Raw genomic sequence first — 26,330 nt, forward strand, 5'->3', positions numbered from 1 at the left:
ATTCGGCGCTAAGTCGTCGCCGACGGATTGAAACTGTGGAGCTTTGTAAATCAGCTGGGGTCTGATGGCCTACTCCCCGAAGGTGAGATAGGTCTCTTTCTGGAAGTCGATGATCCAGGCCAGCATGTCAGGCGACCTCAAGCGTTAGCCAGGCCAGTACCAGATAGCGCCCGGACTTGGCGATAGTGACAAGCGTAAAGAAGGTCAGGAACGGCACCCTCAGCACGCCCGCGACAACGGTGAGCGGGTCGCCGATGACTGGAACCCAGCTTGCCAGCAGAGACCATTTTCCGTAGCGCCGGTACCAGCCCTCGGCCCTGTCGAGCTTTGCCGGCGAGAGCGGGAACCATCGTCGGTCGCGGTAGTGCTCGATGCCGCGTCCAAGTATCCAGTTGACCACCGAACCCAGCACATTGCCGAGGCTCGCAACGCCAATCAGCGTCACCAGCGGGTACCGGTCCGCGACGATCATCATGGCAAGCACGGCCTCGGACTGTGCCGGCAGAATGGTGGCCGCGAGAAACGCTGCACCAAACAGGCCGGTATAGGCAGCAAGGTCAGTGTTCACGCGGCCAGTCCGGATGCAGCCGGTCGATCATGAAGGCGTGGCTGTGTCGATGCCCATGGCGCTGATGACCCTCCATCAGATGGGGATCATTGTCTGCCAAATCGTCATGGCTGTGTTCGATTTCCGCCTCGTCCGAGGGCTGCCAGACCCGGACTGCGGCGATAAAGCCAAGGCCAGCGACGATGCCAAGAACCATCGCCGTCGACGACAAGCCGATGGTTGCGCCGAGCCATCCGGCGAGTGGATAGGTGATTAGCCAAGCCGCATGGGACAAGGCGAAATGGGCCGCAAACAGGGCCGGGCGATCCTCGGCATGGGCGGAACGGCGTAGCAATCGACCGGAGGGTGTCTGCACGATCGAATAGCCGAGCCCGATCAGCAGCCACACCCCCAGTAGCGTCGCGTAGTTGCTGACGAATGCCGTCGTGAGCAGTCCGGCGATCAGGATAGCGGCACCGGAAAGCATCACTGGACGATCTGCAACGCTGTCCAGCAGTTTTGGCAGCGACAGTGCCGCGACCATGGAGCCGCATCCAAAGGCGGCGAGCGCCAGGGCCGTATCCGATTGCGAGAGCCCGAGATCCGCCTGGACGAACACGACGGTGTTGACGATGACCATGGCGCCCGCTGCGGAAACGGTGAGGCAGAGGGCAAGCAGGCCGCGCAGTCGCGGTGTCGCCAGATAGAGGCGAAGGCCGCGGGTCGTCCGCTCATAGACGCTCCGGCGCTCCTTCGCAGGATGGCGCGGCAAGACTACGGAAACCACCAGGGCCGCGGACACGAGAAAACCTAAAACCGTCCCTGCAAAAAGCGAGTGGAACGAAATGACCGTCAGCAGGACCGCCGCCAGCATCGGACTGACAAGACTCTCGAGATCGTAGGCGAGCCTCGAAAGCGACAGGGCACGGGTGTAATCCCTCTCGTCGGGCAGGACGTCCGGGATGGTTGCCTGGAAGGCCGGCGTGAAGGCGGCCGAGGCCGACTGAAGCACGAAGATCAGCACATAGACCTGCCAGATCTCGGTGACGAAGGGCAGGCACAGCGCCACAGCCGCCCGCACCAGATCGAGGCTGACCAGCATGGCACGGCGCGGCAGGACTTCCGCGAAAGCCCCCGCCACCGGCGCGACCGTGACATAGGCGATCATCTTGATGGCGAGCGCCGTTCCCAGCACCGCGCCCGCTCGATCTCCAGCCAATTCATAGGCCAGCAATCCGAGTGCTACGGTCGCGAGCCCTGTCCCAACCAGCGCGATCACTTGCGCCAGAAACAGGTGCCGGTAGGTTCGATTGGCTAGAACACCCAGCATGGCGGCTCCTTCAGAGATATTTGGTGATCGCCTTGAACTCGTCGATTGATTTGCGCTGCTCGCGGTCGAGCGCGCCGACGGTCTCGTCAAGGCAGTGGTCGAGATGATCCTGGATCAGTGTCCGCTTGGCGTTTTCGACCGCCTTCTCCACCGCATGAAGCTGCTGGGCGATGTCGAGGCACGGCTTGCCGGCATCGATCATGGCGATCACGCTCTTCAGGTGGCCCTCGGCGCGCTTCAGCCGTTTGACGATGTCGGGATGGGATTCGTGTCGATGCTCTCTCATGGTTGCTGTTCCTATCCCCCTGGAGGGGATATTTCAACGCACTTTCTTGTTTTCGTAACCAATAACGTTTATCTGCTTGCGCATGCTTCTTCGCGACGGGAAACGAATCGGGGCCGTGATGACGACCGTGCTGGCTATTTTCGCCACGCTCGTCTTTACCTTCGTGCCCGCAGGTAGCCACTCGCTCAGCCTGCATTCTCAAGGATCTGAGATCACGAACGACGCGCAGTCCCACGATCACGGCAACCATACGCACGACGATGATCTGGACCTGTCCATGGATGCTTCCGGTGCGGTCGATCACCATCACGCCGATCACACCCACGAAAAGGTGGGGCTGGTGGCTGTTGTCGGTGACGTGCTGCGCATCGCCTTACGAGCCGGCTATCTGACCGTCGAGGGGCATCTTGACGGCGGGCCTCCGCACAGTATCGACCGGCCTCCACGCTCCATGAACCTCGTCTGAGCCACGCCGCATTGTGCGGCCGGTTTAACTCGTTCACGGACATTTTTCATGAATACACCTCTTCGCGGAGGCGTGTCGCACGGGCAGTCCGCCCGACGCACGCTCGGCTATCTGACGCTTGTCGCCTTGTCGCTGTTATTGCTTGTCAGCACGGCAGCAGCCCACGCCGTCGCCGAAGGCGACAAAGGCTACATCCAGGAGATCACAGGCGTTCACCTGATCCCCTTCGTCTATCTGGGCGCAAAGCACATGGTCACAGGTTATGACCATCTGCTCTTCCTGTTCGGCGTGATTTTCTTCCTCTACAGGCTGAAACACATCGCCATCTATGTGAGCCTCTTTGCCGTCGGCCATTCGACGACGATGCTGCTCGGCGTCTATTTTGGCTGGAATGTCAGCGCCTATCTGATCGATGCCATCATCGGGCTCTCGGTCGTCTACAAGGCGCTCGACAATCTCGGAGCCTTCCAGCGATGGCTGGGCTTCCAGCCGAACACCAAGCTGGCGACTCTGATCTTCGGCTTTTTCCATGGCCTCGGTCTTGCGACCAAGATCCTCGAATATGAGATCGCTGCGGATGGCCTCATCCCCAACCTGCTCGCCTTCAATGTCGGCGTCGAGATCGGCCAGCTCATCGCGCTCGCCATTATCCTGATCGCCATGAGCTACTGGCGCAAGACCTCCGGCTTCCTGCGCCATGCCTACACCGCCAATGTGCTGATGATGACTGCCGGCTGGCTGCTGGTCGGCTATCAGCTCACCGGCTATTTCGTCTCCTGATCCAACAAGGATAAATCATATGTTCAATTCCCAAGCTCCCAATCCTGATGACCTGCCGTCCTCCAGGCAGCTCGTCAGATCGACGGTCATCTCCGTCGTTGCGGCTGCCGCCCTTCTCGTCACTGTCGTCATGCCGTCCGAATACGGGATCGATCCGACTGGCGTCGGCTCCGTCATGGGCCTGACCGAAATGGGCGAGATCAAGGTGCAACTCGCCGAAGAGGCCGAACTGGACCGGAAGGCGACCCAGAACGCGGGAGAAAGCCTCGCTCCCACGCAGCCGGCACCTGTTCCACAGGAAGGGTCGAGCCTTTTCGAGCGCATCATCCGCGAGTTTGGCATATCGGTCGCTTATGCGCAGGACGCCATTCGAACGGACGAAGTGTCCATTACCCTCCAGCCGGGCGAAGGCGCCGAAGTGAAACTGATCATGCTCAAGGGTGCCAAGGCGAACTACACCTGGACGGCCAATGGCTCGCAGGTGAATTTCGACACCCATGGCGACGGCGGTGGCGAGAGCATCAGCTATGAGAAGGGCCGCGGCGTCGCCGAAGACAGCGGCGTCCTGGAAGCGGCCTTCGATGGCAATCACGGCTGGTTCTGGCGCAACCGCACCGGAGACCCGGTGACTGTGACACTGAAGACCGATGGCGCCTACACCGACATCAAGCGCGTGATGTAGCCACAAAGGCCGGCGGAAGGAATCCGCCGGCCTTCCCCATTCCAGCTGCGACAAAACGGATCTGTCAGCACATGCCGGCAAGCATGCAGGCTCGGCAGGCATATTTGGGATGGCGAGTAACGATGACGCGGAACTGCGCCGCGACGACATCCAACCGCTCGGAGACATCCTCGCCGATGCGATGCAGGCAACCGCCGCAGCCGCAGATCAGGCTTTCCGGCTCGATCACCTCTTCCACAAAGGGAAAATGCTGCGAAAAGGAGCCGCGATTGGTCGCGCGCGGGTTGGTGACCCTGTTCCCAAAAGGAGCGTCTGTCTTGTCCTCGGTATGGACAGAATGAGCGGTGGCTGGGGCGCCAGGATTCGAACCTGGGAATGCCGGTACCAAAAACCGGTGCCTTACCGCTTGGCGACGCCCCAACAGCGCGGCGACATCCGGTCGCCGACGGTGGTGGCCTGATTAGCAAAGCCGGACGCGGGCGGCAATGACCTTCTCGCTTAAATTTTCGCGCTTTTTCGGCGGCCTTGCCCGACTGCCAAGGAAGCCCGGCAGGCGGTAGTCGCTCGCCCCCCTCTCGCAATCTCACGGGAACGATCGGCGCGCTCAGGGGTTCTGCCTTTTATCCACCACCAAGCGCAACCAAGCACAGACAAGGAGATCCCCATGCCCTCCATCAATTCGGCACGCATCCTCATCCTCGCCACCGACGGCTACGAGCGCTCGGAGTTGCGGCACCCGCTGGACAATCTGAAGAACCATGGCGCCAGGGTCGAGATCGCCTCACTGACGAAGGCGCCGATCAAAAGCTGGATCGACAAGGATTGGGGCGATACGGTCGATGTCGACCTCACCGTCGGCGAGGTGTCGGTCGACGATTTCGACGCGCTGTTGATTCCCGGCGGCCAGATCAATCCCGACCTGCTGCGCGCCGACAAGGGTGCGGTTGAACTGGTGAAGAGGTTCGTCCAGTCGGGCAAGCCGGTCGCCGCGATCTGCCACGGACCGTGGCTGCTGGTCGAGGCCGGCGCGCTCAAGGGCCGCAAGGCAACCTCCTATGCCTCGATCAAGACCGACCTGATGAATGCCGGCGCTGCCTGGCGCGACGAAGCGGTGGTGACCGATGAGGGCATCATCACCTCACGCAGCCCGAACGACCTCGATGCCTTCGTCGCCAAGATCATCGAGGAAGTCGAGGAAGGCCGCCACGAACGCCGTGCGGCCTGAGCGCGGGTCGCGGGAGGAGGAAGTCCCTCCTCCGGCGGACCGGCCAGCCCATCGGCGCAAAAGCGCAAGCCACTCTTTACGACGCCCCTTGCGCGGTGCGATACCTGTCCGTGATTTCGCATCGCAACAGGAGCAATCCCATGCCCGGCTATTCCGCACGCCCGCCCGCCATTCCAACCGTCTTGGTCGACGATCAGGTCGTGCGCGTGACGCGCTGGGACTTCGAGCCGGGGGCGGCTACCGGCCATCATGTCCATGGCATGGGCTATGTCGTCGTGACCATGACCGAATGCGAATTCCTCATCGAGGACGCGACCGGCGAACATCGGCTGAAAAGGCCGGTCGGCGATGTCTATCGCCGCGATGCCGGGGTCGAACACAATGTGATCAATGGCGGCAAGAAGCCCATGGCCTTCATCGAGATCGAATATAAATGAGCGAGCCCCGCGACGCGCCGAAGAGCCCGGAATTCGACCTGACCTTTCAGCCCGCCCATGGCGAGGCCGTGCCGGTTGCCGAGCATGTCCAGCGTATCACGGTCAACAATCCCGGCGCCTTCACCTTCCATGGCACCAACACCTATATCGTCGGCGACGCTTCCGTTTGCGTGATCGATCCAGGTCCGGAGGACGAGGCGCATTTTCGCGCGCTGATGGCGGCGCTCGCCGGCCGCGAGGTGACGCATATCGCGGTCAGCCACACGCACAAGGACCACTCGCCACTGGCCCGCCGGCTGAAGGCGGCAACCGGCGCGACGATCGTCGCCGAGGGGCCTTATCGCCCGGCACGGCCGTTGCACGACGGCGAGGCCAATCCCTTTGCCGAAAGCTCGGACCTTGATTTCGTGCCCGATATCGCGCTTGCGGAGGGCGATCGAGTCGAGGGAGACGGCTGGCGGCTCACCGCCATTCTGACGCCCGGACACACGACCAACCATGTTGCCTTCGCGTTCGAAGACCGGGGCATCGTCTTTTCCGCCGACCATGTCATGGCCTGGGCAACGTCGATCGTCGCGCCGCCGGATGGCGCCATGAGCGACTACATGGCCTCGCTCGAACGCTTGCTGATGCGTGACGACCGGGTCTATTTTCCCGGCCATGGCGGACCGGTAAAAGATCCGGCCGCCTTCCTGCGCGGGCTTCGCACCCATCGCCGCATGCGCGAGCGTGCCGTCCTGGAACGCATCCGCTCCGGCGACCGGCTGATTGCCGACATGGTCCGCGCCATCTACGCCAGCACCGACCCGCGCCTGCATGGAGCAGCCGCTCTCTCCGTGCTTGCGCACCTCGAGGACCTTGTCGAGAAGGGTGAGGTGACAACCGATGGTCCGGCGCGGCTCTCCGGCGTCTACCGGATCGGGTGAAGCATTGAGTGAGCGTCAGTCGCCGGCAATGCCGAGGAGCTCGGCGTCGAGCGCGTGCAGGAAACGTTCGGCAATCTCCGTGCCGAGGCCGAGATCATGCGGGCCGTAGCGGCTGGCGACGCGCAGGTCGACCAGCGTCGTCTCTTCCTCCTCACGCAGCCGGATGACGACATCGAAGGGCAGGCCGAGCGCGAAGGTGCGGGTGGTGGCCTGTAGCCGGACCGTCCCGATCGGCTCCGGCGGCATGGGCGTTGGCGCAAGTGCCGGTTCGGGACGCGGCAGCGGCACGGGCACGTCCTGGAGCGCTGCATTGGGATCGATCTTGGGATCGTTCGCAAGCGCCGGTTCGGGGGGCGCGAGCGGCTGGAATTCCGGCACAGCGTATTCCTGGCCGCGCTCGATGATGACGGATAGCCCATTGGCATTGGCCACCTTGCGCACCGCCTCGTAGACGCGGTCGAGGGCCCCTTCGTAGCGCCGGCCAGTAAACCCCGGATAGGCTTGGGCCTGGACTTCGCGGCTTGCCGGGCTCACCGCCGGCCGCTCCATCCATTGCTGCCCGACGGCAGGCGCCCGAAGCCACTGCGGCGGATCGGCGAGGTCGCTCGACACGTCGTGGATGGGCGGGCGATCGAGATAGCGCCAGGCGGCCCAGCCGGTGAGGCCGAGCGGCAGCGTAGCGTAGAACAGCGCCCAGCCGGCCGCCACACCGCCAAGTGCTCCCACCTGCCAGAGACGGGCAAGGCCGATCAGGGCCAGTGGGACGGCAAGTGCCGCCGGCACGACGGAAATCGCCGTGAGCGCGATGAAGTCCGGCGTGGTCAGGGGTCCGAAGCGATGGGCAAGCACGGCCACCGCCAGTATGCCGGCGCCGAAAAGCCCGAGCCGCTGGGCGAGGTAGGCCGAGCGCGAGACAGGTCTGTCGTAGCGGATGGTCATGGGGCGGCACCGGATCAGGGCGGGAGAAAGAGCGAAGCAGTCCCAACCTGTTTACCGTCTGGCCGCCGGAGCGACAAGCGGGCGGGATACTGTTGCCGCAGTGATAAAAGGGTGGTGCCTTCCGTGTCGCATAGCCTTGCAGCTCTGATCGGTGCGCGCGCCCTTAGGGTCTGGGCGGGGCGGACTGCGCGGGCGCGACCTCCTGGGGGTTCCCCGGTGTCTCCTGTCCTGCCGTACCATCCAGGTCCAGCACCTCCCCGTTCAGCGTCGGGGCAGAGCCATCCTCGGGGACCTGGAGTTCGATCGCGCCGCCGTCCGGCTGTGACGGATCGGGCAGTGGCGGCGCCTTGGACGGCAATGGCACGTAAAGCGAAACCAGCACGATGACGCCGATGACGATCAGCCAGCTGCCGACGATTCGCGAAGGGATGAGGAGCCAGGGACCGCGGAAATGGCGCAGCAGGAGAGCCGGCGCCAGCACGAGCCAGAGCGCGCTGATGACCGTGCCGAAGGCGAAATCAACAAGGCCGACGCCCATGTCGTCGAGGCCGACGAACAGCGAAAAGGAAAAGGCGACAACGCCGGCGGCGAGCATGATGGCCCATTGCCGGTAGCGCCCGGTCAGCCAGAGCGCCGCGCCGGTCAGCATGACGGCCGTTGGTGCGATCAGGTAGAGCACCTCGCCCAGCGGCGATGCGAGGATCACGCCGAAGATCGGATCGAAGAAGCTCAGCATGACGAGCAGCACGCCGAGGAAGACGCCGACGATGGCGCCGAAGTCAAGGCGGGTTTCGGCCATGGCCGCGCCGAGCGACAGGCCCAGCATGGCGAGCGCCAGATCGTAAACCGAGAAGGTAAAAAGCGCGCCGAGTTCGAGGAAGCTGTAGTCATGCGCGATGCCCTGCGACAGAAGCAGGCCGATCATACCGGCAGAGAGCAGCCCGAGTGCGCGCCGGAATGACGGGCTGGCGACGATCGCGCGGAAATCGGGCCGGTTGCCGGCAGGGCCTGAGGCCTTGGCTGGCAGCGCCGATGAAGGCAACCCGGCGTTCCCCTTGGCGTCAGCCTTGGCCTTGGCTGGGAACTGGCCCTCCAGCGCCGCCGATGCGACCGCCCGGCGCAAACGCGAGCCGCTCGCCGTGCTGCCATCGGCCTTTATCCTCGTCTTCTGACGAGATCTCTGGCTCTGGCGGCGCTTGCTCATCTGTCGTCCGCTCTTTCTGCTGTCTCGATCGAATGGCTAGGCTTCGGCTATTCCACAAACGGTTTGCCTTGTCATCTGCAGGGACAAGAAGGCTCAGCAGACATGCAATGGCAGGACCAATCCGCAGGACTGCAGACACTGTCGTGCGGCCTCATGGGTGGCAACGTCAGAGGTCGCCTTCCACGGCGACCGGATATGAAGCGCGACGTGCAGGTTGGGTCAGGGATCGACCTTGGCGGCACCGCCGATTGCCGCCTGCGCGGCCGAAAGCCTGGCGATCGGCACGCGGAAGGGCGAGCAGGAGACGTAGTCGAGACCGACGCTTTCACAGAAATGGATCGAGGCAGGGTCGCCGCCATGTTCGCCGCAGATGCCGAGCTTCATGTCGGGCCGGGTTTTGCGGCCACGCTCGGCGGCAATGCGGATCAGTTCGCCTACCCCGTCGAAATCGAGCGAGATGAAGGGGTCGTGCTCGATGATGCCCTTGCGCTGGTAGGTCGGGATGAAGGCCGACGCATCGTCGCGCGAGATGCCGAAGGTGGTCTGCGTCAGATCGTTGGTACCGAAGGAAAAGAACTCGGCAGCCTCGGCGATGACATGGGCGCGAAGGGCCGCACGCGGCAGCTCGATCATCGTGCCGACGAGATAGGAGATATCCAGTCCCGCCTCGGTCATGACGTCCTTCGCCACCTTATCGATCAGGGCCTTGACGTAGTCGAAGCTCGGCTTTGAGGCCGACCAGCGGCACCATGATTTCCGGCACGACGGCGGCACCGGTCTCGCGGGCGGCGGCGACGGCCGCCTCGAAGATGGCGCGGGCCTGCATCTCGGCGATTTCAGGATAGGAAATGGCAAGCCGGCAGCCGCGATGGCCGAGCATGGGGTTGAACTCGTGCAGGGCATCGACCCGCTGGCTGAGCAGCTGCGCGTCCATGCCCATGGCGGCGGCCACTTCGGCGATCTCTTCCTCGGTCTTCGGCAGGAATTCGTGCAGCGGCGGATCAAGCAGGCGGATGGTCACCGGCAGGCCGTGCATGATGGCGAAAAGCTCGGTGAAGTCGGAGCGCTGCATCGGCAAGAGCTTGTCGAGGGCGGCGCGGCGGCCGGTCTCGTCCTCGGCGAGGATCATCTCGCGCATGACCTGAATGCGCTCGCCTTCGAAGAACATGTGCTCGGTGCGGCAAAGGCCGATGCCCTCGGCGCCGAAAGAGCGCGCGGCGCGTGCATCGACCGGCGTGTCGGCATTGGTGCGGACCGTCATGCGGCGGGCCTTGTCGGCCCATTCCATCAACCGGGCAAAATCGCCGGAAAGCTCGGGCTGGAGCATGGCCACCTCGCCCTTCAGCACCTGGCCGGTGGAGCCGTCGATGGTGATGACGTCGCCCTTCTTCAGCGTGAGCCCGACGCCGATCAGCAGTTCGTTGCGCAGATCGACTCGCATGGTTCCGGCACCGGCGACGCAAGGGATGCCCATGCCTCGCGCAACGACGGCCGCGTGGCTGGTCATGCCGCCGCGGGTGGTCAGGATGCCCTGAGCCGCGTGCATGCCGTGAATGTCTTCCGGGCTCGTTTCGACACGCACGAGAATGACCTTGCGGCCCTCTTCTTCAGCGATCACCGCCTCGTCGGCGGTGAAGACGATGGCACCGGTCGCCGCACCCGGCGAGGCCGGAAGGCCGGAGCCGATGACGTGGCGCTCGACCTTGGGGTCGATGGTGGGATGCAGAAGCTGGTCAAGCGAGGAGGGCTCGATGCGCAGCACCGCCTCCTTTTCGTTGATCAGGCCTTCGCCGACCATGTCGACGGCGATCTTCATCGCCGCCTTGGTGGTGCGCTTGCCGGAACGGGCCTGCAGCATCCACAGCTTGCCGCGCTCGATGGTGAATTCGAGGTCCTGCATGTCGCGATAGTGCGCTTCCAGTCGGTCGCAGATGCGACCGAATTCAGCGAAGGCCTCGGGCATGACCTTTTCCAGCGATGGCTTGTCGGAGCCACTGTCGATGCGGGCAGCCTCGGTAATCGACTGCGGCGTGCGGATGCCGGCCACCACGTCTTCGCCCTGGGCATTGACCAGGAATTCGCCGTAGAGCGACTTCTCGCCGGTCGAGGGATTGCGCGTGAAGGCGACGCCGGTTGCCGAGGACGAGCCGAGATTGCCGAAGACCATGGCCTGGACCGTGACGGCCGTGCCCCATTCGGCGGGAATGGCGTGCAGGTGGCGATAGGTGACGGCGCGTGGGTTGTTCCAGCTGGCGAAAACGGCGCCGATCGCGCCCCAGAGCTGGACATGGGGGTCCTGCGGGAAGGGCTCGCCGAGCGATTCCTCGATGATTTCCTTGTAGAGAGCCGTGACATGCTGCCATTCTTCGGCGGTCAGATCCGTGTCGAGATCGTGACCGAAGCGGGTCTTCTCGTCCTCCAGGATCTCCTCGAAGACCTCGTGGTCGATTCCCATGACGACGTCGCCATACATCTGGATGAAGCGGCGGTAGCTGTCCCAGGCGAAGCGCGCGTCACCGGCATTGCGGCCGAGCGCCTCGACGGTCTGGTCGTTGAGGCCGAGATTAAGGACGGTATCCATCATGCCGGGCATCGAGGTGCGCGCGCCGGAGCGGACCGAAAGCAGGAGCGGCAGCGAAATATCGCCAAATCGGCGGCCGGTCGCCGCTTCCATGCCCTTGATGCCTTCCAGCACCTGGGCCTTCAGGTCGTCGGGCAAACCACGGCCATTTTCATAGTACCAAGAGCAGGCGTCGGTGATGATGGTGAGGCCCGGAGGGACAGGCAGCCCGAGGCTAGCCATTTCGGCAAGATTGGCACCCTTGCCACCGAGATGGTCCCGGTCAGCAGCGCTCCCCTCGGCCGATCCGTTGCCGAAGGTGTAAACCCATTTTTTCATGCCTCATCTCCACCCGAACAGGCTATTTGTCCACGGTTTACAGCATATGTGACCGAATGAAAACGCCGTGCACGCATGATTATGTTGCATTGCATCATATTTGCGGCAAACGGTTAATGCATAGGCCGTCGAACGCTCGCGGCGTGCACCTGTCATTCCGCTGCGAGAAGCGCTGCCTCGGCCAGGGTCGGTTCACCGAGCACGAGCGTTTTGAGCTTGTTGTCGACGATCCGCATCACCGCACGCTTGCCATCGACGGAAAAGAGCACACGGATCGCGCTTTCCGCGCAATTGCCGGGCTGACAGGCGGAAAAGAGCTGCATCGGGCGGCCCTCGACCTCCACCTTCTTCGATGCGAGCGCCACATATCGATCGCGGCTCACCATGCTGCGCACCCAGGCCGGCAGACCGCGCTTGCCTCGGATCAGGCCGATCAGCGTCTCGCGATGCGGCTCGGAAGTGGCAATGACCGCAGGCAGGAAATTGCCGGACAGAGAGGGCTCGGCGGCGTTCACGACGGGCGATGTCGAGAGGCAGAGAAGTGTGGCGACAATCGCGGCCCTATGTCTCATCGCCTTCCCTCCGAACAATGGCCATTCACACCATTTCGCGCTCGCGCAGCGCTTCCGCCGTTTCCAGATCGACCGACACCAGCTGGGACACGCCCTGCTCGGCCATGGTCACGCCAAACAGGCGGTTCATGCGGGCCATGGTGATCGGATTGTGGGTGATGATGACGAAGCGCGTCTCGGTCGAGGCGGCCATTTCGTCCATCAGGTTGCAGTAGCGTTCGACATTGTGGTCGTCGAGCGGCGCGTCCACTTCGTCCAGCACGCAGATCGGCGCGGGATTGGTGAGGAATACGGCGAAGATCAGCGCCATAGCGGTGAGCGCCTGCTCGCCGCCGGACAGCAGCGTCATGGTCTGCGGCTTCTTGCCCGGCGGACGGGCGAGGATTTCGAGGCCGGCTTCCAGCGGATCGTCGCTTTCGATCAGTTGCAGTTCGGCCGTGCCGCCATTGAACAGGTGGGTGAACAGCCGCTGGAACTGGGCGTTGACCACGTCGAAGGCGGCCAGCAGGCGCTCGCGGCCCTCGCGGTTGAGGCTCTGGATCGCGCCGCGCAGCTTCTTGATCGCGTCGATGATGTCGTCACGTTCCTTGATGAGCGCGGCGAGCCGATCGGATAGTTCCTTCTGCTCTTCCTCGGCCCGCAGGTTGACGGCGCCGAGGCGCTCGCGCTCGATGCGCAGCCGGTCGAGATCGCGTTCGACCTCGCGCAGATCGGGGATTTCGGAAGGGTCTCTCAAGCCCGTCAGGCGGAAGGCCTCGTGCGGCGGAACGGCGAGCGTCTCGTGGATGCGGGTTTCGGCCTCTTTCCGCCAGTCGCGGGCGGAGACCAGGCGTTCCTCAGCTCGGCCGCGCTTCTCGCGGCTTTCGGCCAGTTCGGCCAGTGCTGCGGCGGCCTTCTGGTCGGCGTCACGCTGCCGGGTTTCGGCCTCAACCAGCCTGTCGGCCGCGGCTCGCCGTGCGGCTTCGGCCTTCTCCAGCTCGTTCATCAGGGCGCGGCGCTTTTCCTCGACCTCGTCGGGCGCCATTTCGAGCCCGATCATCTCGTCTTCGGCCTCGGCCACACGATCGCGCAAAGTGGCGATATGCTCCTCGGCGTTTCTCGCCCGCGCCTGCCAGGTCGAGCGCTCCTGGCGGATGGCGAGGATTCTGCGGCGGCGGCTCTCGTCCTCGCGGGCCAGGCCCTCGAAACGGGCGCGCGCCTCGGCGAGCCGGCCGCGATCGGTCGCGACCTCGGCCTCGGCCTCGCGCAGCCTGACGTCCAGAGCGGACAAATCCGGCGTTTCTTCGATCTCGATGCGGGCGTTTTCTTCCTGTTCGAGCGCTTCCTCGATCTGCGCCTTCAGGCCGTTCACCGCCTCGTCGATGACGACGCGGCGGCGGATCAGATCGCCCGAGGCGCGTTCCGCCTGGGTCAGGGCCTCGCGCGCTTCGGCGAGGTGGCGGATCGACAGGCGCTGCCTGTCGCGCGCCTCGGCAAGACGGGTCTCTTCGTTGCGGATCGCGTCGACCGCCTCGGCCAGACGCTCCTCGGCGTCGGTGAGCGCATATTGCGCCTCTTCGACCTCCGCCTCGATCTCGGTCAGGCGGTTCTTCTGGGCAAGTCGCAAAGCGGCCGCGCTCGGGGCTTCGGAGCCCGCGACATGGCCGTCCCAGCGATAGACGGCGCCTTCGCGGGTGACGAGGCGCTGGCCGGGGCGAAGTTCCGGCATCAGGCGAAGCGCCGTCGCCTCGTCGGCGAGGCCGATCTGGCGCAGGCGCCGGGTCAGCGCCGGCGGCGCACGGACATGATCCACCAGGGAGGCAATACCGGCCGGCAGGGCCGGATCGCCGGCACCGTCGCCGTTCAGCATCCAGTGGGCGGGAGCGGCCGCATCAAGCGGGCTGTCGAGATCGTCACCGAGGGCGGCGCCGAGCGCCGTCTCGTAGCCGCGGGTCACGGTCAGCTCTTCCGCCACGGGCGTGAAATCGCCCGAGACGGCCGAGGCCAGCATGCGGGAAATCGTGCGCGCCTCTGTTTCCAGCGCATTGAGTTTGGAGCGGGCGGCCTCCAGCGGCGCGCGCGTCAGGCTTTCGGCCCGGCGGGCCTCGGCCAGGCGGTCTTCTATCTCGGCGGTTGCAGCTTCGCTGTCGGCCAGCGCCTGTTCGGCGGCCTCGACCATTTCGCGCTTCTCGTCCGGATCGGGAAGGGCTGCGATGCGGGCGGCGATCTGTTCCAGCTCTCCGTTCGCCTCCGCCACCTGACGCTCCAGCCGCTGGCGGCGGTCGGCCAGATCGCGGATCAGGCGTTCCAGCTGGTTGCGGCCGGCAGCGGCCTCGGCGCGCTCGGCGGTCAGCGCGGCAAAACGCTTCTCGCTGTCGGAAAGGGTCGCCGCGGCCGCCTCGAAGGTGATGCGGGCTTCTTCGCCGGTGCGGCCGGAATCGGCGAGGATTTCTTCGAGTTCCACCTCTTCCGCCGTCAGCCGCTCCAGCACTTCCGCATTCTCGGCGACCAGACGCTCCTCGCGGCGAATGTCCTCGGAGAGTTGGGCAAGCCGGCGGGTGAGTTCGTCGCGGCGGCGCAGCAGCCGGCCGGCCTCCTCGTCGAGCTGGGTGCGGGCGATCTGCAGGCGCTGCAGGGCGGCGGCGCAGCGGGCCTCCTCCTCGCGCAGTTCCGGCATCTTGAGGCTGGCAATGGCTTGCGCCTTGGCCGCCTCCATCTGGCTCTGCGCCTTTTCGGCGACGATCGAGGTCGCCTGGTTGAGCGCGCTTTCCGCCTCACCCTCGGCCTGCTTGGCCTGGCTCCAGCGGATGTGCAGCAACATCGCCTCATGCGCCCGGATGTCGGCGGAGAGCATCTTGAAGCGGTTGGCCTGGCGGGCCTGGCGCTTCAGGCTCTCGATCTGCGTCTCGAGCTGGGCGGTGATGTCCTCCAGCCGCTCGAGATTGGTCTCGGCGGCGCGCAATCTCAGCTCCGCCTCATGGCGGCGCGAATGCAGGCCGGAAATGCCGGCCGCCTCTTCGAGCAGCTGGCGGCGGGCCTGGGGCTTGGCCTGGATCAGCTCGCCGATGCGGCCCTGGCCGACCATGGAGGGTGAACGGGCGCCGGTCGAAGCGTCGGCGAACAGAAGCTGCACATCCTTGGCGCGCGCTTCCTTGCCGTTGATGCGATAGACCGAACCCTCGCCGCGCTCGATGCGGCGCGTCACCTGGATCTCGTCGGCATCGTTGAAGGCGGCGGGCGCGGTGCGGTCGGAATTGTCGAGATAAAGGCCGACTTCGGCGGTGTTGCGGGCGGGCCGGTTGCCGGAACCGGAGAAGATCACGTCGTCCATGCCCGACGCGCGCATGTTCTTGTAGGAGTTTTCCCCCATCACCCAGCGCAGCGCCTCGACAAGGTTCGACTTGCCGCAGCCGTTCGGCCCGACCACGCCGGTCAGGCCCCGCTCGATGATGAACTCGGTCGGTTCGACGAAGGACTTGAAGCCGAGCAGGCGCAGGCGGTTGAACTTCATGCCGCAAGCCCCCTCATCGCTGAGGGGAAGACCAAAGCAGCAAAAACGGGCGCGCGGGTTTCCCCGCCGCCCGCCAGAATGCCGAAGCGCCGATCAGAGCAGGCTGTCGATGAGCGCCGACATGGTTTCAACCGACATGTCCCCCGAATAGCTCTTGCCGTTGATCAGGAAGGTCGGTGTCGACTGAATGCCGAAATCCTTGGCCCCGCGATCCCGGACTGCCGTCACATCACCGGCAAGTTCCTGGTTCGTCAAGCATGCGTCGAAGCTCTCCTGTGTAAAACCGCCGAGTTTCGACAATTGCAGCATGGCACCGCGCACATCGTTGTCAGCCGGGGCCGCCCAGTTGCGCTGCTGCTTCATGAACATCGAGACGAAGGGGAAGTACCGCTCTTCCGGGGTGCAACGTGCCAGCATGAAGGCGGCGAGCGACGCGGTGTCGCCCGGGAAAGGGAATTCGCGGATGATGAAATAGGCCTTGCCGCTGTCGACATACTTCTGCTTGATCGGTTCGAAGGTGCGGGTGTGGAAATTGGCGCAGTGCGAGCAGGTCATCGACATATATTCGATGATCTTGACCGGGGCGTTCGGATCGCCGAGCGCCATTTCCTTCATCGGGCCGGGCTTCAGCGCCTCTTCCATGTCGATGTCACGGTCGGACTTTGGCAGTTCGAGCTTGACTGCGGGTGCTGCCGGCTCCGGCGCCTGGGCGGTCTCAGTTGCTGCAGGAGCCGGAGTGGCGGCAGGCGCCGTTGCGGTTTCGGCCGGGGTGGCCGGCGCTGCCGGAGCGGCAGGCGTTGCTGCCGGGGTCGCAGGCGCCGCCGTGCTGGTCTCGGCCGGCTTCGGCGCAGCGTCAGCAGCCTTCTTGTCGCTATCGTCGCTGCAGGACGCAAGCACGGCCGCCATGGCGAGCACGGCGGCGCCGCCGAGAAGGCGGCTCTTGGTGAGGATCGGATCAAGTTTCGGCATCGATGCACCCTGATGGCTGTTTTTGACGTTGCACAACCGTTATCGCGGCAATCGGCAGCAAACAAGGCGGTGCCCTGCCCCCAGCATCAAAGAATCGTGAGTTTCGCGCGGCTAACGCATTAAATCTTCTTCATGTTCGCGCCGTCACGGCGATTTGCGCCGCTGCGACATCACGCCCGTGCCGAGGCGTTCGATCGCCAGGCGAAGCTTGTCGTCGGTGATGCCTTCCATCATACCGGCCAGTTTTTTCGCCTTTTCGCCCTCCAGCTTGCGCGGCCGCGGACGCTTCAGCGTCGCGGTCGAGACGGGCTTCTGGACGATGCGGATCTGGCCGATCGCCGGATAGCCGAAGAAGCCGTTGATGCGGGCAATCAGTTCGCCCTGGGCGTGGGAGAGAAAGAGCGCGCGGGCTCCCTCGCAGGCAATGGTCAATACACCGGGCCTGTGGCCGCCTTCGTCGCTGGAATCGCTGCGGCGCGGCCAGGCGATCTTTTCCGGCCGGGTGCAATCGGCGAAATTCTCGCCGGCAATCTCGTCCCAGGAGCCGAGCAGCGTCGTCGTGATGCCGGCGCGACGAGCCAGCATCGGATCGATGATGCCATTCGCCACTTCGGAAATCTGGATCACGCCTTTTCTGGGTGCACGCATGGAATACGGTCTAAGCCTTTCACCTCACCCCTTGAACGGCCGGGTGATTTGGCCAGATATAGGGCACTTCCCCCATGAGCGGCAAATGACGAGCGTGACAATCCAGAAGATACCCGATGCCGCGCCTCTGCTCGCCTGGTACGATCGCCATCACCGCGACCTGCCCTGGCGCATATCGCCGTCCATGGCAAAACGCGGCGTGACGCCCGACCCCTATCACATCTGGCTGTCCGAGGTAATGTTGCAGCAGACCACGGTCGCGGCGGTGAAGGCCTATTTCGCCAAGTTCATCGATCGGTGGCCGACCGTCGGCGATCTGGCGGCCGCACCGTCTGAGGACGTCATGGTCGCCTGGGCGGGCCTTGGCTACTATGCGCGGGCCCGCAACCTGAAAAAATGCGCCGAGGCGGTGGCTTTCGAGCATGGCGGGCGCTTTCCTGACGACGAGGAAGGCCTGAAGGCGCTTCCAGGTATCGGCGACTATACGGCGGCGGCGGTCGCGGCGATCGCCTTTAACCGTCCCGCGGCCGTGATGGACGGCAATGTCGAGCGGGTGATTTCCCGCCTCTTTGCCATCGACGCTCCCCTGCCCGGCGCCAAACCGCAGATGAAGGCCCGCGTCGCGGCGATGACGCCGCAAGACCGTCCGGGCGACTTCGCCCAGGCGATGATGGACCTGGGGGCGACGATTTGCACGCCCAAGCGGCCGGCCTGCGCGCTCTGTCCGTTCAACGATGTCTGCCTGTCCCTTGCGAGCGACGAGCCGGAACGGTTCCCCGTCAAGGCGGCGAAGAAGGAAAAGCCGGTGCGGCTTGGCGCCGCCTTCGTCGCGGTGGACACCGAGGGACACCTTCTGCTCAGGCGGCGGCCGGACAGCGGCCTGCTCGGCGGCATGACAGAGGTGCCGACCACGGCCTGGACATCGCGGGCCGACGGCGAGACGGGAATGGAGGCGGCGCCCTTTGCCGCCGGCTGGCAGGCCTGCGGCACCGTCACCCATGTGTTCACCCATTTCGAGCTTCGGCTCGGCGTCTACCGGGTGCAGGTTGCCCGCATGGAAGCCGGCGCGGTTCACGGCTTCTGGGCGCCGGTCACAAATCTTGACGGCGAGGCGCTGCCGACTGTCATGAAAAAAGCAATTGCCGCCGCTATTCCGACCGCGTTTTCGACCAGCAAAGGATAAGACATGCCAGAGCCCATCCGCCATATCGTCTTCGACATCGGCAAGGTGCTGATCCACTACGATCCCAACCTGCCCTTTTCCCGCATCATTCCCGACGAGGCGGAGCGTCGCTGGTTCTTCGATAATGTCTGCACCCACGACTGGAACTTGGAGCAGGACCGCGGGCGTGGCTGGGCCGAGGCCGAGGCCGAGGTCATCGCCCGTTATCCTGAGCGCGAAGAGCAGATCCGCGCCTTCCGGCTCAACTGGCGCGAGATGGTACCACATGCCTATGAAGACACCGTGGCGCTGATGACCGACCTGATCGACGCTGGCCATGACGTCACCATGCTGACGAATTTCGCCGCCGACACGTTCCGGGAGGCGCGGGAAATGTATCCCTTCCTCGACCTGCCGCGCGGCGTCACCGTGTCGGGCGAAGTCGGTCTGTTGAAGCCGGATGTGGCGATCTACCAGCGCCACGCCGCCGATTTCGGCCTAGACCCGGCGGCTGCCTTGTTCATTGATGACGTGACCCACAATGTCGAAGGCGCGCGCGCTGCCGGCTGGCAGGCGGTGCAGTTCCTCGGCGCGGGCAAGTTGAGAGCGGATCTTAGGGATCTGGGCGTCGAGGTCTAGGGCTCCGCGCAGCCCCTCGCGCTGTGCCTCTAACCTGAGCACGCAGCAGAGCGACCGCCCAAGCGACGCGCCAAGTCTACCGGCGCCGCGAGGTCAGGGGCGCCGCGATGAGATGCTGGCGCAGGCGGGACTGGCGGGCCCCATCCTGCGCCAGTTCGACCGCCAGGCGGACGAATTCTGAAGATGGCGCCATGTTAGATGGACCGACTTGTCCGAAACTGTCGGCCGGGCGAAGTTGACGCCCGGCCGACAGAATGGCCATTGCCATGACGGATGACGCCCGGCGCTTTCGCACCGGGCGTCAAGGCTCTCCTGCCGGGACTAGAGGTACAAGACCGGCCGGAGAATTTCCGGACTGGCAAAGCTGGGCGGATCGTCAGTCCAGCTTTGCCAGCCCACTGCGGACGACAGCCCTGAGTTCGTCGATCGGGCGCAGGGTGTGCCCGTCATCGGTGTGCCAGAACGTCCATCCGTTACACGCATCAACGCCCTGCACCTTCGCGCCCAGACGGTGAATGGATCCGGCTTCGCTGCCCGAGGCGAGCGTGCCGTCGGCGCGCACGACCGCCGAATGGCGGCGCCTGGCGCAAGTGAGGACCTGGCCCGGCTTGACCATGCCGCTCTCGACCAGGGTATTGAAGGCGACGCGCGGCTCGGCCCTCTTACCGGTCAGCACGGTGAGTTCGGCCTTGCCGAGCGGCGTGACCGAGGCGATGCGGGCTGAGGCCGCGTCGATATAATCCTGCTCGCGCTCGATGCCGACAAAGTTGCGGCCGAGACGCTTGGCGACGGCGCCGGTGGTGCCGGAGCCAAAGAAGGGATCGAGCACGATGTCGCCCGGCTTGGTGGAGGCCATGATGATGCGGGCGAGCAGCGCTTCCGGCTTCTGCGTCGGATGGACCTTCTTGCCGTCATCGCCCTTCAGGCGCTCCCCGCCCGAGCAGATCGGGAAGAGCCAGTCGGAGCGCATCTGTACGTCGTCATTCGACGCCTTCAGCGCATCGTAGTTGAAGGTATAGCCCTTGGACTTGGCGTCCGGCGAGGCCCAGATCATCGTCTCGTGGGCGTTCTGGAACCGGCGGCCCTTGAAGTTTGGCATCGGGTTGGTCTTGCGCCAGACGATGTCGTTGAGGATCCAGAAGTTGAGGTCCTGCAGCGTGGCGCCGACGCGGAAGATGTTGTGATAGGAGCCGATCACCCAGATCGTGCCGGTGGGTTTCAGCACGCGGCGGCAGGCCAAGAGCCAGGCGCGGGTGAAGGCGTCATAGGCCTCGAAAGAGGCGAACTGGTCCCATTCGTCGTCGCAGGCGTCGACAAGGCTCTGGTCCGGACGGTGCAGCGCGCCGCCGAGTTGCAGGTTGTACGGCGGATCGGCGAAGATCGCATCGACGGACTTGTCGGGCAGCGCTTCCAGCGCCGCGACGCAGTCACCCTTGATGATCGAATTGACCCAGGAGAAGGGGTCACTGGAGAGGCGGAGATCGGCGAGCGGGAATACGGAAGCCATCGGTTACTCACTCTTACGCTGACGCAGCACTGGAACACGATGCTTATGGTTACCGATCTTGGTTACCAAAGGCTGAAGGTGGCGTGAGAAATTCCATTGACGAGGGTCAGCCTGTGCCGAAAAGGGCCGAAGGGTGCGGGACAGGCTGGGTCCGGTCGGCTTGCGTGGAGGTCGGCGCTGCGGTCCCTCCTTGACCTGTCGGGAGTTTCCCCCTCCTCAACCGCTCTCCAGCGGGAAGAGTCCCCTCCCCAACCCCTCCCCACAAGGGGGAGGGGCTTTACCGCCGCCGGGGTGACGAGGAAACTGGCGCACCGTCGCAACCGCCTCCCTTGGCGGCACGTGTTCTCCCCCCTTGTGGGGAGATGGCCGGCAGGCCGGAGGGGGGGCCTTTTGAGCCGCCCCCTCCCCATTGCCGCAAAAATTCGGCCAGGAGACAAAAGCCTCACCCATGGACCGCCCGGCTATCCTCCGGCGCTTCCTCCCGCTCTTGAATCCCGTAGTCGCGCTGCACATGGGCGACCCGCAGGCGGTAGTCGGCGAACACGCCGCCGCGTCCCGCCTGCTGTGCCGCCCGGTGCTCCTCCGTTTCGCGCCAGCGGCGCACCGCGTCTTCGTCGCGCCAGAAGGACAGCGACAGCAGTTTGCCGCGCACGGTCAGGCTTTCGAAGCGTTCGACGGAAATGAAGCCGTCCATCGTCTCCAGCTTCGTCCGCAGTTCGCCGGCCAGGTCGAGATAGCGGTGCCGCTCGCCGAGAAAGGGCGTCACTTCGAAGATGACGGCGATCATGGCTGCACCATCAGCGCGGGCAGTTCGGAGACACATTTGAGGAAGAGCCGGTCCTCCTTGCGAATGAAGCGGGCATTGCGGGCGAATTCGTAATTGGCCTTGCCGAGCGGATCGGCGGCGAGCCGGGCGCGATAGGCCTCATAGGCCGCGAGGTCCTTGACGTGGTAGATGCCGTAGGCCGTGGTGGCGGAACCTTCATGCGGGGCGAAATAGCCGACCAGATCGGCGCCGCAGCGCGGGATCGCCTCGCCCCAGTTGCGGGCATAGGTGGTGAAGGCATCCCTGGCGAAGGGGTCGATCTCGTAGCGGATGACGCAGGTGATCATGGAGTTTCCTTTCATGCTGTGGCCAAATCGATGTCCCCTCCTCGCATATTGCCCGACGGCAATGCTTCGATTAGGATCGAAGCATGAGTGAAGGACCTGACATTGCCCGCCTCGCCGCCCTGATCGGCGATCCCGCCCGCGCCAACATCCTGCTTGCGCTGATGGACGGGCGTGCGTTGACGGCCACCGAGCTTGCCGGCGCGGCCGGCATCGGCCTGCCGACGGCCAGCTCGCATCTCGCCAAGCTCGAGGAGGGCGGGCTTCTGGCCCAGCGCAAGCAGGGGCGGCACCGATATTTCACGCTGGCCGACCCGGCGGTGGGCCGCATGATCGAGAGCCTGATGGGTTTTGCCGCCGCCCGCGGCCATGTGCGCCACAAGGCGGGGCCGAAGGAGCCGGCGCTGCGCAAGGCGCGGATCTGCTACGATCATCTCGCCGGCGATTATGGCGTGCGCATGCTCGACAGCCTGCGCAGCCTCGGTGCCATCGTCGGCGAGGAGGAACACCCGCAGCTGACGCCCGTCGGCGAGGCGCTGGTCTGCGACAACGGCATCGACCTTGCCGGATTGAAGGCGCAGCGCCGCCCGCTCTGCCGCGCCTGCCTCGACTGGAGCGAGCGGCGGATCCACCTCTCCGGCGCGCTCGGCAAGGCGCTGCTTACCCACTTCCTCGACCACGGCTATGCGCGGCGCGCCGCCGGCAGCCGGGCAATCGTCTTTTCGCCGGAGGGCGAGCGGCGCTTTGCGGCGATGTTTCCGCTTCCTCACCAGTAGCCGGGCCCGAGCCCGAGCTTAGACGCAGACGAGCGGGCGGCCTGTTTGCGGGTCTGCAGATCGTGCGGCCACCTCTTCTTGCAAAGAAACCGACCGTACGGTATCTTTCCTCCGATCGACAATCTTCGGAAAGCAGCACGTCATGAATCCCCTTCTTCTCGCCTACGGCTCACTCGCCGGCGCAATCGTCTGTGAAGTCGCGGGGACCGCACTGCTGCAGCATTCGGCACAGTTCACCAAGCCGTGGCCCACGGCGGCGATGGTCGGACTCTACGTGATCTCGTTCTACCTGCTCTCCCAGGCATTGAAAGGCATGCCGCTTGGCGTCGCCTATGCCATGTGGGGCGGGCTCGGCATCATTCTAACGGCGATCATCAGCGTGACCGTCTTCAAGCAGACGCTCGATGTTCCCGCACTGGTCGGCATCGGAATGATCGTCGGGGGGGTCGTGGTGATGAACACATTCTCCAGCGCGGTCTCGCACGGATGACGGACAATGCTTACAGCCGCAAGAAACAGCCCGAACAGGTGCGCCGCGCCTTGCTCGACTGCGCAGCCCAGCTTGCAGTCGAGAACGGGCTTTCCGCCGTCACGCTCCAGGCTGTCGCCGAGGCCGCGGGCGTCACAAAGGGCGGCCTGCTGCACCATTTCGCAAGCAAGCAAATCCTGATCGAAGCCGTCTTCGCCAATATCCTGGCAGAATTCCGTCGGGAGATCGACGGATACATGGCCAAGGACGAAAGGTCCTTCGGTCGCTTCACCCGCGCCTATGTCCACGCAGCCTTCGCCGACCATGAGCTCGGCATGCGAAGCCCCTGGGCGGCCTTGTCGGTCTCGCTGATTGCCGAACCGGCACTCCGGCAACTCTGGTCGGATTGGCTGGAGGCCCGGCTCCTAGACCATCACGAGACGGACAGTGCGCCAATGCTCGAGATCGTCCGCCTGGCCGCCGACGGGCTATGGCTCAGCGACCTGCTGCAACCGGAAATCGGACCCCGGCGCGATCTCACCGGCCTCAAATCCCATTTGCTCTCGCTCACCTCAGAGGCGGCAGTGCCTGTCTTGTAACACCGACTTGCGGATTGTTCTTTTCGGCCGCTTCGTGTAGGGGAAGCGCCTTCCCACGACGACAAGACGGATTCCCCCCATGAGCGGCTTCGACCTTACCATCTTCGATTGCGACGGCGTGCTCGTCGATTCCGAAATCATCGCCGCCAAGGTCGAATCCAAGCTGCTCAACGAGGCCGGCTATCCGATCTCGGTCGAGGAAATGGGCGAACGTTTCGCCGGCATGACCTGGAAGAACATCCTGCTCGCCGTCGAAAAGGAAGTCGACATTCCGCTTTCGGCAAGCCTGCTCGACAAGTCGGAAAAGCTGGTCGACCAGCGGCTCGCCCGCGAGGTCAAGATCGTAGAGGGCGTCCAGTTCGCGCTGGCGCGACTCAAGGGACCACGCTGCATCTGCTCCAACTCATCCCCCGAGCGGCTCGACATGATGCTGACCAAGGTCGGCCTGAAACAATTCTTCGCACCGCATATCTTTTCGGCCAAGGATCTCGGCGCCGACCGCGTCAAGCCTAAGCCGGATATCTTCCTGCACGCCGCAGCGCAGTTGAACGTGCCGCCGGACAGATGCGTCGTCGTCGAGGATTCGGTGCACGGCGTACATGCGGCGCGGGCCGCCGGCATGCGGGTGATTGGCTTCACCGGGGCGTCTCACACCTATCCGTCGCATGCCGACCGGCTAACCGACGCCGGCGCCGAAACGGTGATTTCCCGCATGGTGGACTTGCCCGCCGTGATCGCCGCCATGGAAGAATGGGCCGGCGCGTTCTGAAAGCGCACGACCGGCGGCCACGCTGACGCGGCCGCGTCTCTTGTCCGGTGATGCCGGGCATTCAGATCTTCAGGCTGAGCGCGGCGGGCATGACTTCGACGCGCAGCCGGTCGAAGGCCAGCGTTTCGCCATCCGCCTCGATCGACAGATGTTGATCTGCAACCGGCCGGATCTCGATCACGCTGCCGCGATGGAAGCTGATCAGCGGGTGGCCGACATGGGAGGCCGAATAGAGCCGGGCCAGGATGCCGAGCACGCCGAACTTGCCCGTTCCGCGCAGAATGCCAATGTCGAGCAGTCCATCGGCGAGGTCGGCGAAGGGTACGACGTGCATGCCGCCGCCGAACCAGCGGCCGTTGGCCACGGCCACCACCGTCACCGGCCCATGGAATATCTCTTCCCCGTCGACCACCACCCGCACGACCTCAGGCCGATAGCGCAGAATCTCGCGCACGGAACAGAGCAGAAAACGCAGCGAGCCGTTCGCCACCCGCCGGCCGCGACCATTGACAGCCTCAACGATGCGACCCGATACGCCGACACTGGCGATATTGGCAAAGTGGCGCAATGCGTCCTGCCCGCCGCTGGACGAACCGGTCACGCGCGCGACATCGATCCGGCGCACTGGCGCCTCCGCGATGTGGCGGACGAGCGCGTCCGGGGCATGCGGCAGGGTGAAATTGCGGGCGAAGTCGCAGCCCGTTCCGGTGGGGATGAAGGAGAAGACCGTATCCGGCCTCGCCGATCGCATCAGGCCATCGACCACATCGCCGATCGTGCCGTCACCGCCGACGGCGATGATGAGTTCGCATCCGGCCTCGACCAGTTCGATCGCCAGTCGTGCCGCGTCACCGGCGCTCGCGGTTTCGCGAAGCTCGCGCTGTGGAAAGCGCGCGGCTAGTGCCGTGCTGATGTCTCGCCACCGCGCGCGGCCCGAACGGCCGCCGGACACGGGATTCCTGATGATACCGATTTTCACCCATGCCCCCCGGCATCCGGTGAGATCAACGACCGAGTGGCAACATCCCGAACATTCGAGGAACGCGGCGCCCGGCGGTCGCCCCCTTTGCTGTTTCCTGTTCGTGTGCGGCTACTTCTTCTTGGCCGGCCCTTCGTCAAAACCGATGTGAACCTTGGCCAGGCCGGCAAGATCGCCCGGCACAGGGACTTCCTTGGTGAATACGAATTGCGTCGCCTGGGCGAGGTCGTTCAGCGCCACGGGAAATTGCGTCAGCTCGGAATAGAGCACCTTGTCACCGTCCGTTACAGCGACGCGGATCGGCAGCATGACCTGACCGGTCTTGCCCTCGGGGCCCGCCACGAGGCGACCCTGGACCATTGCGGTAATGGTCAAGGTCGTATCGGAGCGCACGCAAGAACGTGTCGTGTCGGCCAGCGAGGCCTGGAAGACGACCTTGGCCGGATCGTCTTTGGCGCCCCGGGCATAGGTCCGGTAAAAGGCCGTTCCGTCACGCAGCGTGATCGGCGGGCAGAAGCCCTGGACAGCCGCTGGCGCATTGGCCGGGGTCGCGCCCGGCTTGTCGGCGGCCGAACCGAGTACGCCTCCCGGGTTGCCGGCATTGCAGCCGGAAAGAACCATCAACAAGGATGCGGCCAAGATCCCGCGCGATACGTTCACAGACACGATACTCAAACCTTCCGCAATGCAGGCTTCGAGAAGCCCAAAGCCAATCGAATTGAGGCTTTTCATGCCCCTTGCCGATGGTCTATACCAGCGGCGCTGTAAAAAATCGATTGGGTCGCCGGTGTTTTGGTTTAATTTTCAACGGCTGCGGGCTGGCAATGCCCCGGGCAAGGCAAGGCGCACCGATCCGTCACCGGCGCGCGGTCCCGACCACACCATCGTGGCCGGTACGAAAAGACGACCGACTGCCACCG

The 26,330-nt window shown here is 64.6% G+C and carries 26 protein-coding genes, 1 tRNA gene and 2 pseudogenes; 12 read left to right on the forward strand and 17 right to left on the reverse strand.

What is annotated here, in order from left to right; genetic code table 11:
* Positions 1-127: 127 nt before the first annotated feature.
* From ACWPVA_RS11750 to ACWPVA_RS11760, 3 genes are read right to left on the reverse strand one after another with little or no spacing between them, the layout of a single operon-like run.
* Entirely contained in the window at positions 128-568 is a 441-nt protein-coding gene (locus ACWPVA_RS11750) for a YqaA family protein (RefSeq protein WP_454287865.1), read from the reverse strand.
* Positions 558-1,877 carry an MFS transporter gene (locus tag ACWPVA_RS11755; RefSeq protein WP_454287866.1) on the reverse strand — a complete coding sequence of 440 codons (1,320 nt, stop codon included), beginning with the start codon at positions 1,875-1,877 and terminating at the stop codon, positions 558-560. The genes ACWPVA_RS11750 and ACWPVA_RS11755 overlap by 11 nt, the downstream gene beginning before the upstream one ends.
* A gap of 10 nt (positions 1,878-1,887) precedes the next feature.
* On the reverse strand, positions 1,888-2,163 hold the full coding sequence (locus ACWPVA_RS11760) for a metal-sensing transcriptional repressor (protein WP_454287867.1): 276 nt from the start codon (positions 2,161-2,163) through the stop codon (positions 1,888-1,890).
* A gap of 118 nt (positions 2,164-2,281) precedes the next feature.
* Between ACWPVA_RS11760 and ACWPVA_RS11765 the strand changes: the two genes are divergently transcribed.
* Genes ACWPVA_RS11765 through ACWPVA_RS11775 form a run of 3 tightly spaced genes read left to right on the forward strand, consistent with a single transcriptional unit; the run spans position 2,282 to position 4,091 of the window.
* Positions 2,282-2,629 (forward strand): hypothetical protein, encoded by a 348-nt coding sequence (locus ACWPVA_RS11765; protein WP_454287868.1) that lies wholly within the window; start codon positions 2,282-2,284, stop codon positions 2,627-2,629.
* A gap of 48 nt (positions 2,630-2,677) precedes the next feature.
* Positions 2,678-3,409: a HupE/UreJ family protein gene (locus tag ACWPVA_RS11770; RefSeq protein WP_454287869.1), complete on the forward strand. Its 732-nt coding sequence runs from the start codon at positions 2,678-2,680 to the stop codon at positions 3,407-3,409.
* 19 nt (positions 3,410-3,428) lie between these two features.
* A complete protein-coding gene (locus ACWPVA_RS11775) occupies positions 3,429-4,091 on the forward strand; it encodes a transmembrane anchor protein (protein ID WP_454287870.1) in 663 nt (220 codons plus the stop codon).
* Between the two features lie 85 nt (positions 4,092-4,176).
* Here the strand turns inward: ACWPVA_RS11775 and ACWPVA_RS11780 are convergent.
* Positions 4,177-4,371, reverse strand: a pseudogene (locus ACWPVA_RS11780) (IS66 family transposase zinc-finger binding domain-containing protein); the annotation flags it as partial.
* 65 nt (positions 4,372-4,436) lie between these two features.
* Positions 4,437-4,511, reverse strand: a tRNA-Gln gene (locus ACWPVA_RS11785).
* A gap of 244 nt (positions 4,512-4,755) precedes the next feature.
* Between ACWPVA_RS11785 and ACWPVA_RS11790 the strand changes: the two genes are divergently transcribed.
* The 3 genes from ACWPVA_RS11790 to ACWPVA_RS11800 all read left to right on the forward strand — a co-directional run bounded on the left by ACWPVA_RS11790 (position 4,756) and on the right by ACWPVA_RS11800 (position 6,679).
* A complete protein-coding gene (locus tag ACWPVA_RS11790) occupies positions 4,756-5,316 on the forward strand; it encodes a type 1 glutamine amidotransferase domain-containing protein (RefSeq protein WP_454287871.1) in 561 nt (186 codons plus the stop codon).
* A gap of 140 nt (positions 5,317-5,456) precedes the next feature.
* A complete protein-coding gene (locus ACWPVA_RS11795; protein ID WP_454287872.1) occupies positions 5,457-5,753 on the forward strand; it encodes a cupin domain-containing protein in 297 nt (98 codons plus the stop codon).
* The gene (locus ACWPVA_RS11800) at positions 5,750-6,679 is read left to right on the forward strand and encodes an MBL fold metallo-hydrolase (protein WP_454287873.1); all 930 of its coding nucleotides are present in this window, start codon (positions 5,750-5,752) and stop codon (positions 6,677-6,679) included. The genes ACWPVA_RS11795 and ACWPVA_RS11800 overlap by 4 nt, the downstream gene beginning before the upstream one ends.
* A 15-nt stretch (positions 6,680-6,694) precedes the next feature.
* Here ACWPVA_RS11800 and ACWPVA_RS11805 read toward each other — a convergent pair whose 3' ends face one another.
* From ACWPVA_RS11805 to ACWPVA_RS11835, 7 genes and pseudogenes are all read right to left on the reverse strand, one after another.
* Positions 6,695-7,618: a DUF1499 domain-containing protein gene (locus tag ACWPVA_RS11805; protein ID WP_454287874.1), complete on the reverse strand. Its 924-nt coding sequence runs from the start codon at positions 7,616-7,618 to the stop codon at positions 6,695-6,697.
* A gap of 163 nt (positions 7,619-7,781) precedes the next feature.
* A complete protein-coding gene (locus ACWPVA_RS11810) occupies positions 7,782-8,822 on the reverse strand; it encodes a hypothetical protein (protein ID WP_454287875.1) in 1,041 nt (346 codons plus the stop codon).
* Positions 8,823-9,041: 219 nt separating this feature from the next.
* Positions 9,042-11,721, reverse strand: a pseudogene (gene ppdK, locus ACWPVA_RS11815) (pyruvate, phosphate dikinase).
* A 152-nt stretch (positions 11,722-11,873) separates the two neighbouring features.
* Positions 11,874-12,293: an Ivy family c-type lysozyme inhibitor gene (locus tag ACWPVA_RS11820; RefSeq protein ID WP_454287876.1), complete on the reverse strand. Its 420-nt coding sequence runs from the start codon at positions 12,291-12,293 to the stop codon at positions 11,874-11,876.
* Positions 12,294-12,318: 25 nt separating this feature from the next.
* Entirely contained in the window at positions 12,319-15,783 is a 3,465-nt protein-coding gene (locus tag ACWPVA_RS11825) for a chromosome segregation SMC family protein (protein ID WP_454287877.1), read from the reverse strand.
* Positions 15,784-15,876: 93 nt separating this feature from the next.
* Entirely contained in the window at positions 15,877-16,752 is an 876-nt protein-coding gene (locus ACWPVA_RS11830) for a DsbA family protein (protein WP_454287878.1), read from the reverse strand.
* Positions 16,753-16,896: 144 nt separating this feature from the next.
* Complete coding sequence (locus ACWPVA_RS11835; RefSeq protein ID WP_454287879.1) at positions 16,897-17,400, reverse strand: DUF721 domain-containing protein; 504 nt, start codon at positions 17,398-17,400, stop codon at positions 16,897-16,899.
* Between the two features lie 85 nt (positions 17,401-17,485).
* Here ACWPVA_RS11835 and mutY point away from each other — a divergent pair, with 85 nt between their 5' ends.
* Positions 17,486-18,583, forward strand: coding sequence for an A/G-specific adenine glycosylase (mutY, locus tag ACWPVA_RS11840; RefSeq protein WP_454287880.1), 1,098 nt, complete (start codon positions 17,486-17,488; stop codon positions 18,581-18,583).
* 3 nt (positions 18,584-18,586) lie between these two features.
* Positions 18,587-19,201, forward strand: a complete 615-nt coding sequence (locus tag ACWPVA_RS11845) for an HAD family hydrolase (RefSeq protein WP_454287881.1) — start codon at positions 18,587-18,589, stop codon at positions 19,199-19,201.
* A 376-nt stretch (positions 19,202-19,577) separates the two neighbouring features.
* Here the strand turns inward: ACWPVA_RS11845 and ACWPVA_RS11850 are convergent, their stop codons facing one another.
* From ACWPVA_RS11850 to ACWPVA_RS11860, 3 genes are all read right to left on the reverse strand, one after another.
* On the reverse strand, positions 19,578-20,708 hold the full coding sequence (locus ACWPVA_RS11850; RefSeq protein ID WP_454287882.1) for a DNA methyltransferase: 1,131 nt from the start codon (positions 20,706-20,708) through the stop codon (positions 19,578-19,580).
* 442 nt (positions 20,709-21,150) lie between these two features.
* Entirely contained in the window at positions 21,151-21,495 is a 345-nt protein-coding gene (locus ACWPVA_RS11855) for an antibiotic biosynthesis monooxygenase family protein (RefSeq protein ID WP_454287883.1), read from the reverse strand.
* Positions 21,492-21,821: an NIPSNAP family protein gene (locus ACWPVA_RS11860; RefSeq protein ID WP_454287884.1), complete on the reverse strand. Its 330-nt coding sequence runs from the start codon at positions 21,819-21,821 to the stop codon at positions 21,492-21,494. Before ACWPVA_RS11860 ends, ACWPVA_RS11855 begins: the two co-directional genes overlap by 4 nt.
* Positions 21,822-21,904: 83 nt before the next feature.
* Between ACWPVA_RS11860 and ACWPVA_RS11865 the strand changes: the two genes are divergently transcribed.
* The 4 genes from ACWPVA_RS11865 to ACWPVA_RS11880 all read left to right on the forward strand — a co-directional run bounded on the left by ACWPVA_RS11865 (position 21,905) and on the right by ACWPVA_RS11880 (position 24,431).
* Positions 21,905-22,594 carry an ArsR/SmtB family transcription factor gene (locus ACWPVA_RS11865; RefSeq protein ID WP_454287885.1) on the forward strand — a complete coding sequence of 230 codons (690 nt, stop codon included), beginning with the start codon at positions 21,905-21,907 and terminating at the stop codon, positions 22,592-22,594.
* Positions 22,595-22,736: 142 nt separating this feature from the next.
* Positions 22,737-23,084, forward strand: coding sequence for a DMT family transporter (locus ACWPVA_RS11870; protein WP_454287886.1), 348 nt, complete (start codon positions 22,737-22,739; stop codon positions 23,082-23,084).
* A complete protein-coding gene (locus tag ACWPVA_RS11875; protein ID WP_454287887.1) occupies positions 23,081-23,662 on the forward strand; it encodes a TetR/AcrR family transcriptional regulator in 582 nt (193 codons plus the stop codon). The genes ACWPVA_RS11870 and ACWPVA_RS11875 overlap by 4 nt, the downstream gene beginning before the upstream one ends.
* 79 nt (positions 23,663-23,741) lie before the next feature.
* Positions 23,742-24,431: an HAD family hydrolase gene (locus ACWPVA_RS11880; protein ID WP_454287888.1), complete on the forward strand. Its 690-nt coding sequence runs from the start codon at positions 23,742-23,744 to the stop codon at positions 24,429-24,431.
* Between the two features lie 61 nt (positions 24,432-24,492).
* Here ACWPVA_RS11880 and ACWPVA_RS11885 read toward each other — a convergent pair whose 3' ends face one another.
* Complete coding sequence (locus tag ACWPVA_RS11885) at positions 24,493-25,410, reverse strand: diacylglycerol/lipid kinase family protein (RefSeq protein WP_454287889.1); 918 nt, start codon at positions 25,408-25,410, stop codon at positions 24,493-24,495.
* A gap of 111 nt (positions 25,411-25,521) precedes the next feature.
* Positions 25,522-26,076 carry a hypothetical protein gene (locus ACWPVA_RS11890; protein WP_454287890.1) on the reverse strand — a complete coding sequence of 185 codons (555 nt, stop codon included), beginning with the start codon at positions 26,074-26,076 and terminating at the stop codon, positions 25,522-25,524.
* Positions 26,077-26,330 lie beyond the last annotated feature (254 nt).

It is taken from the genome of Rhizobium arsenicireducens, assembly GCF_964021225.1.